15 protein-coding genes are annotated in these 13,380 nt (G+C 43.4%); 3 read left to right on the forward strand and 12 right to left on the reverse strand.

Translation table 11 applies throughout. The features are described 5' to 3' along the window. Nucleotides 1-31: 31 nt before the first annotated feature. The 7 genes from A8C56_RS16665 to A8C56_RS16695 all read right to left on the reverse strand — a co-directional run bounded on the left by A8C56_RS16665 (nt 32) and on the right by A8C56_RS16695 (nt 6,927). Nucleotides 32-1,207 carry a hypothetical protein gene (locus tag A8C56_RS16665; RefSeq protein ID WP_067758466.1) on the reverse strand — a complete coding sequence of 392 codons (1,176 nt, stop codon included), beginning with the start codon at nt 1,205-1,207 and terminating at the stop codon, nt 32-34. A gap of 13 nt (nt 1,208-1,220) precedes the next feature. After that, nucleotides 1,221-2,090: a TssN family type VI secretion system protein gene (locus A8C56_RS16670; RefSeq protein WP_067758469.1), complete on the reverse strand. Its 870-nt coding sequence runs from the start codon at nt 2,088-2,090 to the stop codon at nt 1,221-1,223. Nucleotides 2,091-2,138: 48 nt separating this feature from the next. Further along, the gene (locus tag A8C56_RS16675; protein WP_067758472.1) at nt 2,139-3,098 is read right to left on the reverse strand and encodes a hypothetical protein; all 960 of its coding nucleotides are present in this window, start codon (nt 3,096-3,098) and stop codon (nt 2,139-2,141) included. Nucleotides 3,099-3,101: 3 nt separating this feature from the next. Continuing rightward, nucleotides 3,102-4,979, reverse strand: coding sequence for a type VI secretion system baseplate subunit TssF (locus tag A8C56_RS16680; RefSeq protein WP_067758475.1), 1,878 nt, complete (start codon nt 4,977-4,979; stop codon nt 3,102-3,104). 9 nt (nt 4,980-4,988) lie between these two features. Then, nucleotides 4,989-5,423 carry a GPW/gp25 family protein gene (locus A8C56_RS16685; RefSeq protein ID WP_067758478.1) on the reverse strand — a complete coding sequence of 145 codons (435 nt, stop codon included), beginning with the start codon at nt 5,421-5,423 and terminating at the stop codon, nt 4,989-4,991. A gap of 202 nt (nt 5,424-5,625) precedes the next feature. After that, nucleotides 5,626-6,507, reverse strand: coding sequence for a J domain-containing protein (locus A8C56_RS16690; protein WP_067758481.1), 882 nt, complete (start codon nt 6,505-6,507; stop codon nt 5,626-5,628). A gap of 3 nt (nt 6,508-6,510) precedes the next feature. Further along, a complete protein-coding gene (locus A8C56_RS16695; RefSeq protein ID WP_067758488.1) occupies nt 6,511-6,927 on the reverse strand; it encodes a hypothetical protein in 417 nt (138 codons plus the stop codon). A 159-nt stretch (nt 6,928-7,086) separates the two neighbouring features. On the opposite strand from A8C56_RS16695, the gene A8C56_RS16700 reads away from it, so the two are divergent. Continuing rightward, a complete protein-coding gene (locus A8C56_RS16700) occupies nt 7,087-7,836 on the forward strand; it encodes an XRE family transcriptional regulator (protein WP_067758491.1) in 750 nt (249 codons plus the stop codon). Between the two features lie 34 nt (nt 7,837-7,870). Here A8C56_RS16700 and arfB read toward each other — a convergent pair whose 3' ends face one another. After that, a complete protein-coding gene (gene arfB, locus A8C56_RS16705) occupies nt 7,871-8,272 on the reverse strand; it encodes an alternative ribosome rescue aminoacyl-tRNA hydrolase ArfB (protein ID WP_067758494.1) in 402 nt (133 codons plus the stop codon). 296 nt (nt 8,273-8,568) lie between these two features. Between arfB and dtd the strand changes: the two genes are divergently transcribed. Together dtd and A8C56_RS16715 are read left to right on the forward strand one after the other, a co-directional pair. Next, nucleotides 8,569-9,021, forward strand: coding sequence for a D-aminoacyl-tRNA deacylase (dtd, locus tag A8C56_RS16710; protein ID WP_067762183.1), 453 nt, complete (start codon nt 8,569-8,571; stop codon nt 9,019-9,021). A gap of 5 nt (nt 9,022-9,026) precedes the next feature. Further along, nucleotides 9,027-9,365, forward strand: a complete 339-nt coding sequence (locus tag A8C56_RS16715; protein ID WP_067758497.1) for a nucleotide pyrophosphohydrolase — start codon at nt 9,027-9,029, stop codon at nt 9,363-9,365. 4 nt (nt 9,366-9,369) lie between these two features. On the opposite strand, the gene A8C56_RS16720 is transcribed toward A8C56_RS16715, so the two are convergent. The 4 genes from A8C56_RS16720 to A8C56_RS16735 form a co-directional block, all read right to left on the reverse strand. Next, nucleotides 9,370-10,566 carry a glycosyltransferase family 9 protein gene (locus A8C56_RS16720; RefSeq protein WP_157098017.1) on the reverse strand — a complete coding sequence of 399 codons (1,197 nt, stop codon included), beginning with the start codon at nt 10,564-10,566 and terminating at the stop codon, nt 9,370-9,372. Between the two features lie 66 nt (nt 10,567-10,632). Then, complete coding sequence (locus tag A8C56_RS16725; RefSeq protein WP_169818791.1) at nt 10,633-11,202, reverse strand: TlpA family protein disulfide reductase; 570 nt, start codon at nt 11,200-11,202, stop codon at nt 10,633-10,635. 41 nt (nt 11,203-11,243) lie between these two features. Continuing rightward, a complete protein-coding gene (locus A8C56_RS16730) occupies nt 11,244-11,927 on the reverse strand; it encodes a hypothetical protein (protein WP_067758506.1) in 684 nt (227 codons plus the stop codon). Between the two features lie 17 nt (nt 11,928-11,944). Then, nucleotides 11,945-13,375: an FAD-binding oxidoreductase gene (locus tag A8C56_RS16735; RefSeq protein WP_067758509.1), complete on the reverse strand. Its 1,431-nt coding sequence runs from the start codon at nt 13,373-13,375 to the stop codon at nt 11,945-11,947. Nucleotides 13,376-13,380: the final 5 nt, after the last annotated feature.

A 13,380-nucleotide genomic window follows, 5' to 3' on the forward strand; every position in this document is an offset into this window, starting at 1 on the left:
TATTTTATTATTTTGTCTGTTAAACGGATTATTAATCTGCCAGGAAAAAGCCCCGTTTTCTGGCCTGTACCTCTTCTTCCGGAACAATGAGCTTTTCTTTCACAAAAATTCCGGTTTCCTTTTTCTTACCAATATAATCAAGAGCGGCAAGGTTCGTGAACAACTGAAGGATGAGGGCGCAGAATTTTATATTCTTTTCGATCCCCTGGCGGATATTTAAGTGGTCATACCGGTAGTTGGTAATGCTGGTAATCTCCTCTTCAAGTTCCCCCTGGTTCACATTGCACCATTCTGTAAAATAATTGATCATTTCTTCTTTTGCAGAGCCCACATAAATATCTATTGCATTCTTTATGGTCCTTGCCAGGCCGGAAACTGACGTCATTAAATACACCGGTGTTCCAAACAGGACGCTGTGCCGGTAACTGCCATGTACCTGGGAGATATAGAACAGCACCTGCTCACTTAATTTCTGCACCGGTCCTATAAGATCGTTCTGCTGGTTCTTCTGAAGGATCTTTTGCAGGATCTGCAGGGTGTTCAGCTCCATTCTTCCAAAAAACTGTTCTGTTTCTGCATGATGCTGGATCAGGCTCTCATGACTGTTTACAGAAGTGCAGGGGGGAATATAGTCTTCCTCCAGGGAAACGGACTGATCCCTTATTATAACTTTCCCAACCGGCAGTTGAAACTCGCCCAGGGAGTTTAAAGAAGTTTCTGCAACAGGAAGCAATGACACTGAATAGGCCGGCTCCGTAAACGGCAACCGGATGGGCTGCTCCTCCGGGTTGGCCACACCCGAAGGAACGGGATTATACGGATCTACGGAAATAATAACATAATATTCTTCAGCCCTGCCCTGCAGTTCCCTGAACGGCACGCTGAGGCCGGGGATCTTTGCGCTTAGCTGGTTTACGTTTTCAGAAGAATCTGAGTTGAACTGGATCACATATCCGCCCCTGGTAATGGCGGTGCAGGACATGATACGTACATGTACATGCTGCATATTGTCTACACTTACCCAGATCTTTGGTGGCTCAATGGCTGTGCTGATCGGTAACAGGCCATAGTTATGATCATTCAGAAAAACGGTATTGCTTAATGCCTGCTGGTAAAGCGTTGCATTGTGCTGGGCAATGAAATGATTCTTATTGATCTTCATTCCGTTTACCCAGTTCACGGGTTTATATTCCTGTGCGCGGTTCATAATGCTTCATTTTTCAAGATACCCGAGAACAAATGATGATATCATTTTCTCTTATCTTATTAATAAATATGGTTCTTTCCGGATCAATATACTTTGTAAACAATGTATACCATTTCGGTTTTTTAAAGAAGATCCACCCTGACGATTCTCCTTTCTCATTGATATAAGTAATCGTTGCATTGGGATGCCGGTCATTATAATCATTAATAAAATAATAGAACAGCTCCCCAAATTCCATATCCATCGGCGCCTTTGCGCGAAAGTTGGTAAAATGCTTATCATTCCCTTTCTTATAGAATTCAAAACTGATCACCAAAAGGTTTCTCAGTTTTTTTTCATCCACCTCTGCCACCTCTGAATGAGCCGGGTAGTGCCACTGCTTTAAGATCTTGAACGGAATGGCTATAGCGCTCCTGTAAGTATAGTAAACGATCAGCGGAACAAAAAAGATAACAGCAGCAGTGGCCATTGTAATATCCATTCCGTTTTTTCTGAAAAGACGATAGGTCATCAGGAAGCACAGCGCGCCAAGCAGCGTAATGGCCAGAGTAAGAAAGACTTCCGCCCAATAGGTTTTCTCATTTACCCATTTGAGTTTTGTTGTTAATGTATACACATGTAATATTCCCAATGCCAGAAAAAGGAGCTGGAACATAAGAAACAGCTGCGTATTACTTTCAAGGAAATTGAACCAAGACATCAGTCCGATAATGGCAAAGCCGGCGGCATACAGTAAAATATAATAAACAGTAGGCTTTGTAAAGGGTTTAAAGCTGCCCCTGATCCTGGAAACAATCAGCCCCATAATGACAGACATGCTTATGAAGCTTACCCCCAGGTAAGGCAATGCTGATTTTAAAGATGGCGAAAACCAGTTTTCCATTTATTGATTGCTTTCTCTGAATTCTTTAAATAAAAAATACACCTGCTTTTACATAACTGAAGAATATCCTAATATTACTTCACTGCCCTCATCAAAGGTCATTCCTGCGGCCTGCTGATCTACCAGTATTTCCACTTCAATATCTGCTTCAACAGGTGCAAAATAATTATTAAAGGTCTGAATAAGGATGTCCTTTTCCTTATCATTAATAAAATCACTTACTTTTCCTTTTTTCAACGGACCGATCTTGTACAGAAGCACAGGATAATCTTCCATAAATTCCGTTCCGCAAACCATATAATCGCCCAGGGGTTGCTCTCCCAGCCCGCTGCCGGTGCCCAAACCTTCCACTTTTGCCACATCAATTATATCCGGCTCCTTTCGTACGATCTGTACCGGCTCATTCAGGAGCGCCTTAAGACAGGATTCCATAACAGGCAGGTTGCCGTTGATCATATACGCATAAGGAAGTAATAATAAAAAGGAAGCCGCTTCATGTGTTTTAAGGGTGGCCGGTAACCCCCAGAAATTTAAAAAGTATCTGGTAAGGATCTTGCTTTTTAAAATATCCAGCAGGTTGATCTCTTCTTTTTCCAGCATCATTTGCTGATAGAAGAATTCATTTTCAAACGGCTGAAAAAATTTTCGGATACCTGCTTCTTTTGCAAGATTCTTTTTATACCGGTCAATCATTTCTGCTACACCTGCGCGTTGCCGGAACTCGCTTGTTTCCGGCTGGTGGAACAATGCTTCCGGAAGCATATCATAGAATCCCGGCCGAGACAGTTTTACCTCAATGAAAGTGCGGTACCAGTCATCTTCAATAACAGTGGCATCAAAAATATCCTTTACAAACTCCCTGTAAAAAAAACCACTGTTCCTTACCACATGGCTCTGCTCGGGAAAGCCGTTTTCCAGGGCGTGATTCAGTAAGACCTCTGCCCTGATATCGGTATCCCTTTCCTGCAACAACTGCGACAGATAATATATTTTTTCTTCCTTCTTCATTATTTAAAAGCCTGGCGCCTCTTTTATAAACACCCTGTAAGGGATAAAAGCCATTGACCGTTCTGTTAGCTGTGCCGCTAATTCCTTTTCCCACTGTGCGATCTCTCCTTTTTCCTGCGCTTCAATAAATTCTTTTCTTCTCAGGGCAACAGTAACATCAATTGTTTTCATAAAGCCCTTGGTCGTTTCAGGTGAAACCATAAAACCTTTTTCCACTTTTACTTCCTGCACCATGTTGCCCAAAAATAATTTGCAGTAAAGAATGATGTCATTCCTGCTCATGACCCGGTCTTTGGAAAGCAGCGCATATTTATAGGCCACCACACTGTCCGTCTGGCTCAGCCTGTTTTTACCGTTCTGCGTATTGGTCAGCAAGAACACGGAAGAGTGATTGACGGAGCCCGTTTTATAAGGCTGCAGGCGTGTGCCCGGCCGCAAGCCATTAGCTGCATACCCATTGGTGCTCCAGTATTCTATGTATAAAAACCGGGAATGGGTTTGCTTCTGGTTCCTTATCATCAGATAAGGGGTATATGCAGACTGATTGCCTGTATTTTCGCCAACCAACTGCTCTATTTTTGTAATGGATTGCTGCAGGGTTTTTATTTCCTGGGAAATAAGATCTTTACCCAGCTTTGAGAATGCTGCGCTTTCATCCCGCAGCAATTGCACAAGGTTTTCAATAACAACAGTGGCATCCCGTTCATCAAAACGGCCGGCACCGCCGTTACGGAGCAGAATGCTCATTTTGCCGGCATCCTCTTCCGTATTCTGCCGGGTATGCAGAAAACGGCCTGTTTCATCTGTAATTTCACCCAGATCATAGAACTGGTCATCGCCGGTAAGCAGCGGAATAACGTTGATCATTTCCTGAACGCGGTAGGTAATTTCATGCAACCGCCTGTTTACAACAGGAAAACAATTAGAAAAAACACTTACGTCTTCCAGCATCGTGCTGGTGATATTTTCCGGAAAGCTGATCCTGATCCAGCACAGCGGCTCGTTAAGGGCCTGTAATACCCGGGTTCCAAAAACCGTTTTTATTTCACCGGGTATTTCCTTTTCTTCTGCCGTATATTGGTGCACAAGGGGATCTTTAATGCTTACAAAAGACTCTTCATATAATTCATTTACCAGTTTTATATAACGGGTAGTGGCACTGGCTTCCTGCTGGATCAGCTGTGTGGCATACCAGTCAGGATTGTTATTGGGGCTTACATTATAGCCCTTGTGGATATTTAAAGGATGACCTGCCACCTTCCAACCGGTATTTTTAAGCTGGTTATAAAAAATGGCACGGTTCACCTCGCTCCGGTACTGAAAATAGAACTGGGTGTTATTCAGGTTCAGTTCCTTCTGATCAACCGCAATCCATAAAACTGAAGGCGCCAGCCACTGCTGCTCCTCTGCCATCCCCATCAGCTCCTTGGTAACACCCCCGGGATAGCGATAAATCTTGTTACCGGTTGCGGCAAACCGGACTTTGCATTTATTAATGATGAAGTTATCTGTCGGTGTAAAAAAAATATCGGTGGTCCTGGGCGCTTCATCTGTGCTGCTTCTCACATTCTGGGTAATGAAAAATTGCTCTTTCGTTGACAATACAGCAACATCTTCCAGGCTGTTTGCGTTTAAAATTGCGGATGCCAGCCTGGGGCCTGTCAGCACATCCGGGGCCAGCAGCTGTACAATGCGCTCCATTACCCGGTTACGGGAATGATAGATTTCATTGGACAAACGCTCCAGTTCCGCTGCGTTTGCAGACAAAAGCAACCCGACAAGCGGATCAAAACTGGAGGCCTCCTCTGTTTCCGCGTATCCCCATATCTTGGCTGCATTCTGCAGCATCCGGTTCCTTATATGTTCCCTGCTCTCGTTCATCCTCTCTGTTTAGTTGTAGGCTAACGGGCTTATAAAGAACCCGTCCCGATAGGTGATCGGTTCATTGGTTGCGCTAATAACAGCGGTAATAGTAAATTCAAGCTTCCGTTTCATGCTGGGATCTGCTGTTCCGGAAGGAGTTTCCTCCTGCTGAACGCTCATCTCTACTTTCACCTTTTCCAGTCGTTTCTCAAACCTGGTGATTGTTTTACCAATCGATATTAATATTTTCTCCTTTTGCTTATTCCGGTATGAAACATTATCAAAATCTTCATCCCATAATTTGTTGCCAAACTGCTCATCACTTAACAATTCCCCGAAAGAAGTGGTAAGCATTAAATGCAGATGGTGCGCTATAGAATCTTTTAGTGAGCATTTCCGGACCTCTTTCCGGCTCACAATATTTTCCAGCTCCAGAGGTAATTTATAATATGGATTCAACATGCCTGACACTTTGTATTTTGATTCAGATATTGCGATTTGCCAGGCTCAAAAGATATTTTCTTGATAGGTAAACACGCGGTAGAGTTTAGGCTCCCCTACGGCAAATATGATTTTTTTTGAGGGATTTTCCCAGTTTTGCCGTAGTTTTTTAAAAAAATTACCATTTTACAGGTACTTCTTTTATCTACTGAATTTTAAAGAACTATTGCTGAAGATCTGCCGCATTTATCCACCCGGCAACCTGATAGTTGGGATCCGCAATACTATGAAAAACAGCATAATAATAGTTTTTATACTTTTTTGAAACACTTACTTTGTTTCCGGCTGTCACATATTTATTGGTTTTGATGAGCTTCTGTGGATCCTCATAAAAAAATGCTTTGGGAGCCGATACGATCATTACTTTACTGGCAAGTGTAACCGCGCCATCGGGACCGGTAGCTATTTTGTCCTTTGCCGGCGGCGCTTTAATCATCCAAACCACCGAACCTGCAATCAGTAAAAGACAAAGGGCAATCAGCGGCCAGTTATTCTTTTGGGAAGCTGCTGCAGGCTTTTGCTGCTTTATCGTTTTAAAATTTTTTTCAGCTCTCAGGTATTCCTGTTTGGCTGTAATATAAGCAGGCACCTGCTCTTTTATTGCAGCCATTTCCGCATCCTGATCTGTTGTTTCCTCAACAATGGGGGCCGGTTCTGCTGCTGCCTCTTCAAAAGCAGGCGCGTTTTCAGAAGGTTCCTCTTCTGCTTCGGGCCGGAATGGTTCCTTTGCAGGCTCCGGCTCTGCTGCTGAAGCCGTAGAGGCCGGTTCAGGGGGCGGCGGTGTTGCTGTTTCCTGGAAGGTTCTTTTTGCTGCCCGCTTGTGCTCATCATATACCTGGTCATATTCTGCGCGCAACTGAGGGTCACTCAATACTTCAAAAGCTTCAATGATCTTCTTTGACCAGTCTTCAAAATAAGTGTCCCCAACGTTTTTGTCGGGATGAAATTTCAGGATCAGTTTACGGTAAGCCGTTTTTATCTGCTCATCAGTTGCAGACCGGGGCACACCAAGCGTTTCGTAAAAATTTTTTAATGTTCCTGCCATTTTTTAGATGTCTTTCCAACCGTCTACCTTGTTATTAAGGAGTATAACTTCTGTATGATTCTGTTTCCCGTTTGAACCTACCTGGTGGTACACCCATTTTTCTCCTGTACCGTTATAAACCGTTAAAGCGGCAGTTTCGGCAGGCTTTCCCCAGGCCATCAATAAAAACTCCGAAGGCATACCAACAGAAATCATTCCATCTTTTATATCCTGTATGTATTTTTTACCAAATTTCTTATCGATCTGCTCAAACAGGGATTGCTCCAGCTTTTCATAAGCCGTTTTTTTTTGTGCCAGCTCTAAAGAAGCCTTTTCAAGTACCGGATCCGGAGGATGCGGCAGCCTGTCGGCCCTGTTTAAAAACAAAAACACCATAAAACCGGCTGCAAGGGCTATAATCAGTATCGGTATCAGGAGCATATTGTATTTCAGATGGTTTTACAGATTAACAAAAAGTTATACCTTTCAAAGATAACTGCAATCAGCAAAAAAACAAATTCCTTTCCCACAACAGCGGTTAACGGCAAAATTTTTTTGTTTTGTTAAAATATTTAGTATTTTGCACTAAAATTATTAGCCATGTCAGTTGCCAACAAAAATCTGAAGTATCTAAGAAAGCTCAGGGGCTGGACACAGGATGAATTTGCCAATAAATTAAACATCAAACGTTCCCTGCTGGGCGCATACGAAGAAGAGCGTGCTGAGCCCCGCCTGGAGGTGCTGGAAACCATCTGCGATATTTTTAAGCTGACGCTTGATGAAATTCTGAGAAAAGATCTGAGCGCAAATACTGATAATTATCTTGCAAAACGCCGCGCTCTTAAGCTTTCCAACACAGCCGCCCGCATTCCGTTTGTTCCTGTAAAAGCTGCGGCCGGGTATCTGAACGGGTATGCAGATCATGAATTTATTGATGAGCTGAACACGTTTACATTGCCCATGGTAACCGGCGGTAATTACCGTGCCTTTGAAATTATTGGTGATTCCATGCTTCCTACACCCAGTGGCTCTATTATAGTAGGAGAAAAGGTGGAGGCTCTTGATCATGTAAAGAATAACACCGCCTGTGTTGTTGTTTCAAAGAATGACGGGATCGTTTATAAGCGCATTCAGAAAAACGGGAAAGCCAGGAACAAAATATTACTGCTAAGTGATAATCCAACTTTTCAGCCTTATTCCATCAGCTCGGAAGATGTGCTGGAAATGTGGGAAGCCCAATTCATTATCTCAAAAACCAATACTGCCCAGGGGTGGAATGTTGGTCAGTTAGTAAATATTGTGGCAGACCTGCAACAGGAAGTGGCCGGTATGAAAAAGAAAATGAACTGAGTTTTTTTATTTTTTTTTATAGAGCAGGCAGGAGCTAATCATCGCTCCTGTTTATTTTTTTACGGCTTTCCTTTAATTGCCCTTTGCGCTTTTTTGCATGGATCCGGTGTTCCACAGCAGCTTTTGAAATACCCGTAGCAATGCGAGCTTTCTTTTTGCGAAGCGCAGCTGTTATTATTTGGTTGATCTTCATAATGGCATCTGCCTTATTCTCCAGTTGGGTGCGGTAGGTTTGCGATTTTACCTGTAAATACCCTCCCGAGACTATCTTTCTGCCTGATTTTTCTTTTAGTATTGCTTTTTGCGCTTCGGTCAGGATGGCAGAATCATCTATATGAAACAGTGCAATTACTGCGGTTTCCACCTTATTTACGTGCTGCCCTCCTTTACCGCCGCTACGGGTGGTTTTAAACTGAAGCTCTTTAGAAACATCCATAATAAAGCATTTAAACGCTAAAACTACTTCAATATTTCCCGACGGCCTAAACGCTGCAAAACATTTCTGGATTTTATACAGGCCTTATGAACCCTATAAGCCCCTGCTGTTTCACAGCCTGTTCCTTACGTTTTACGTCCTCCGGATATATTATGCATTGGTGCGCAGATTCTGGATTACGATGTGGTTTGAAATTTTGGCAATATCGATCGTTTTGACCCTGTATATCTATGTGTTCACATTAATGCGCTGCCTGCATGTTTGTATCATTAATTTTGAAGCATTATCTTACAGTTATGAAAGTAGTCATTCAAAGAGTGCTGGAAGCCAGTATTATGATTGATGGCGTCCTTTTTTCATCCATCTCAGAAGGGCTGATGGTCTTACTGGGGATTGAAGATGCGGATACGGATGAAGATATTCACTGGCTCAGCCAGAAGATAATACAGCTCAGGATTTTTGACGATGACAAAGGCGTTATGAACCTCTCTTTAAAAGAGGTCCAGGGCGAATTACTGCTGATAAGCCAGTTTACGCTGCACGCCTCCACAAAAAAAGGGAACCGCCCCTCTTATTTAAAAGCAAGCAAGCCCGGTTTTGCAATTCCCGTTTATGAAAAAATGATCCGGCAATTACAAACGGACCTGGGAAAAGAAATCAAGACCGGCGTTTTTGGTGCAGACATGAAGGTACGATTAATCAACAACGGGCCGGTAACCATCATTATCGATTCAAAAAATAAAGAATAAAAATCATGACAATAAGCGAGGCGCAGGCAGCAGTAGACCACTGGATAAAAACGGTTGGTGTAAGGTATTTTAGTGAACTGACGAATATGGCCATTTTAACGGAGGAAACGGGGGAACTTGCAAGGCATATTGCCCGTATTTACGGCGATCAGTCTTACCGGAAACCGGAAGATGAAAAAAATGCAAAAACAATGATGGCCGATGAAATGGCCGATGTGCTTTGGGTGCTGCTTTGCCTGGCGAACCAAACAGGTGTGGACCTGACAAAAGCACTGGAAAAGAATTTTGAGAAAAAAAATATCAGGGATTTTGACCGCCATGCAAATAATGAGAAACTAAAATAAAGCTTTACGAAGAAGGGCCTTCTACCGGCTGGTGCTTCAAAAGTTTGTGTAAAGCGGCAAAAACCTCTTCGGCGCTTACGGTACTCAGGTCCCTGGTTACGGGTGTATAATGCCAGAACGGCTGCTGTTTATTTGCCTTCCATTTTTTAAGAAACGGTTTGGCATAAACGGTTTTTGCATTTTTTATACCAGCTTCTTCATAAGTGGTAAAACGTGGATAGTTATTTCCCCCCGAAACAATAATAACTGGTGTGTTACATGAAATAGCAAGATGAGCGGCCATAGAATCATTACAAACAGCAGCATCGGCATTTTCCATCCAACCGATTACCTCAGTCAATGTGGTTTTTCCTGTAATATTTATAGCCCCTGTCATTTTTTCTATGTCTGCAGCTAATGCTGCATCTGCAGTACTGCCGGCAATTACTGCTTTTGGTAAACTGTTCTGTTGAATAAACTGTACGAACCGGACCCATTGGCTTACAGGCCAACGCCTGCTTTTATGAGCAGCGCCGATGCACAGTAATATATATGGCGTTTCTATCAAAGGGCCGGAACCGGTCCGTTTTATTTCAGGACGGCAAATGTTCCATTCTATACCTGTGCTCCACTTTACAAATGCTTTGTTAAAATCAAATTCATGTAAAACCGGGTCATTTTTAAATAACTGTTTGTAGCACTGATCTGAGAGACTGTTTATATACGGATTTTTAAAAGTATTGCCTGCCGCACGGCTATCAGGTGCGCCGGCGGCCAGCATGCAAATATCATCCAGTAAAAGCGGCCTTGTCCTGGAAGGGTTGATGACCACATCAAACTGCCCGTTGCGCAATTGCTGCCATAACTCATTTCTGTAATCCGCATTGTTGAAATAATGTTTCTTGTCTACCCATATTGCGTTATCAGCAAATGACTGATCCAGCATGTCGAACAGTGGTTTTACAACGCCATTTCCCAAAAAAGTGATCTCATATTGGCTCCAGGCTGCAGACTGTTTATATGCCGGCAAAAAATTACGAAACAATAAATAATCGCCTATATCATCCAGACGGATCAGTAGCAGCCTTTTCGCCCCGTCTTTCCTGCGCGGTACCGGCAGTTTTTCCAATGAGCGCTTCCAATCCAAAAATAGTGCTGCCAGGCGTCTATCCGCTTTGGCTCTTTGAATTTTACGAAGTATAACAGAAATATCCCGGATCATTAATAACAAAAATCGGAATATGTTATTATATCCTGAAAAGAAAAAATCCGGCAAGTGCAGCTTCGTTTACCGGCCCAGCAGGGTTTTTATCTGGCGGTACAAAAGCCCGCGGTCGCCGGGGCGCAGCATTTTGCTGTTTAAAACAACTCCGTTCTGATCCAGCAGCACATATCTTGGAATACTAAAGCCGCCGTTCTGTTTCCAGATAACCCTGGAAAGGTCATATTGCAATGCATTGTTTGCGCGCATATGCAGGCCACCTACTTTAAAGTATTTCAGTAACCGCTTCCATTGATCCTCCTGCCCGTTATCATCCATGGAAATATACAACATCTGCACACCCTGTTCCTTTAAGAACGTGGTCAGCGAGTCTTTATAATAAAATTCTTTCCTGCAGGGACCACACCAGCTTGCCCATAGATCAATAAATACGGGGGTGCCCTTTAATTTTTCTTTTAATTGCTTAAAGGAATTTATCTGATCATAACCCGGTAAAAATACCAGGTCCGGGGCATAATCATCTCCGGCTGTCTTTTGAACTGCAATAGAATCCCCCGCTGCCGCCGGATCAATCTGAGCCAGGGCTGTATTATTGATTACGCCAACAAAAAGCATCAGGATCAAAAAACGTTTCACATCCATACTTTCACCAAACAAAGGAATAACGAGGGCGCTCTTTAATACCGTCCATACCTGTTTTGGAAAAGGGCTACGTTTATGCCTGCCCGTACTATAGGAATGATCCGCACGTGCTCTTCCCCGTTGGGCCCGTAATCCACATCAACGTAGGGACTGTTGCGGTCTTTAAGCACATCTGCCAGTATGGATACATAAAAAAAGGTTGAATTGCCTTTTGCTCTTCCCAGGCAGTAACCGCCACCTAACAATAATGAAGGAGCATTGGCATTATAGCTTCCGGACGGTCTTACACTTCTGGGAGAAGCTGTATAACGCTCACTGGTAAAATTTTCTTCAAACTGCGCCTGTAAGAACAGGAAATTAACAGGATACCCTCTTACAAAAACACCAGGCCCATATACATGCTGCCGCAGCTTATCGTCATAATCATATATATCCCTGGCGCCGGTATAAACATAGTTAAGTACAATTCCGCCGTCAAAATAATCATTAAAGGCATATCCCAGCATCGGGTTAACTCCCAATACCGTTCCGCCGGAATAAAAGGAGGCAGTAACACCTCCGCCGGTAAACAGCCGTTCTTTTTTAAACCCTTTTTCCTGGTAAGGTTTTATATAACCACGGTCCTGTACAGCAACAGAATCATCCTGGGCCATAGCCGGTACAATTATTAATAAAAAGGTTATGCTAAGCACAAAGGCTATGCCTGCTGATTTTTTCATAAAAGAAGATTTATTTTTTACAACAATGCTGCTGTTTCAACCACTGCATCAAATATCTTTCCGGCGTTCAGGATGTTATTGGGGTCAAAGGCCCTTTTAATTTCACGCATCAGCTGCATCTGGCGCTGTTCAAAAACAATATCCATATAGGTCTTCTGGATCAGCCCAATGCCGTGCTCACCACTGATGGTGCCGCCCAAACTTTTTACTAATTTAAACAATTCCCTAAGAACCGCGTTCATTTCAGGGTCATCCAAACTGTTTTTATTGCCTTCTTTCTTTATGCGTACATGCAGGTTACCATCGCCTGCATGTCCGTAGCAGACGGCATGGAAGTTGTATTTTTTTCCCAGCTCCTTTACTCCCTTTATAAGCTTTGGCAGCTCTGCACGGGGCACCACTGTATCTTCTTCTATTGTATACCCCACCGATTTAACGGCTTCGGCCGTTCTTCTGCGTAGTTTCCACAATTCCTCTTTTTGCTGGGAATCGTCCGCAAAAAATAATTCGCCTGCTTCATATTGTTCCAGCAGCATTGCGATCTGCTCCATTTCCTGCATCAGCACTTCCTGGTTGTTTCCATCAACCTCTACAATTAAATGCGCCGCAATGGTATCATTTACCGGTACTACATAACTGTCTACCATGCTGCTGACAATCTTTAATGCATCAATTTCCACCAGTTCCAGTGCGCTTGGATTAAATCCTGCCCTGAATATGGCACTCACTGCCTCGCTCGCTTTTTCCAGAGACGCAAAAGGGGCCAGCATCAGCAGGTCATATTTGGGCAGGGGGATCAACCGCAATACGATCTTTGTAACTACTGCCAGCGTTCCCTCACTCCCAACAATCAATTGTGTTAAATTGTAGCCGGTAACATTCTTTAAAACGTTCGCCCCTGTCCATATAATTTCTCCTGTAGGCAATACCACCTCCAGGTTCAGCACATAATCTTTTACAACACCATACTTCACCGCCTTGGGGCCGCCGCTGTTCTCTGCTATATTGCCACCGATAAAACAGGTGCCCCGGCTGCTGGGATCAGGTGGATAAAACAACCCTTTTTCTTTTACGGCATTCTGCAATACCTCTGTAATGACCCCTGGTTCTGTTGTCACCTGCAGGTTCCGCTCATCAATTTCAATAATACTGTTTAACCGTTCGGTGGAAAGCACCACACCGCCTAAATGCGGCAGTGCCCCGCCACTTAAGCCGGTACCGCCACCTCTTGGAGTAACGGGGATCAGGTCCCGGTTACAGATTTTAAACAATTCTGAGATTTCTTCCGCAGTTCGGGGTTTCAGCACAACATCCGGAATAAAATGCAGGGTTTCGGTCTGATCGTGTGAATAATCTGCTAATGAATCTTCGTCTACAAGTACATTTGCATTGCCCACAATTTGTTTAAATGCTTCAATATGCTGGGCGGTAATCTTTTTTTCGGCCATTATTT

It is taken from the genome of Niabella ginsenosidivorans, from assembly GCF_001654455.1.
Classification (GTDB): Bacteria; Bacteroidota; Bacteroidia; order Chitinophagales; family Chitinophagaceae; genus Niabella; species Niabella ginsenosidivorans.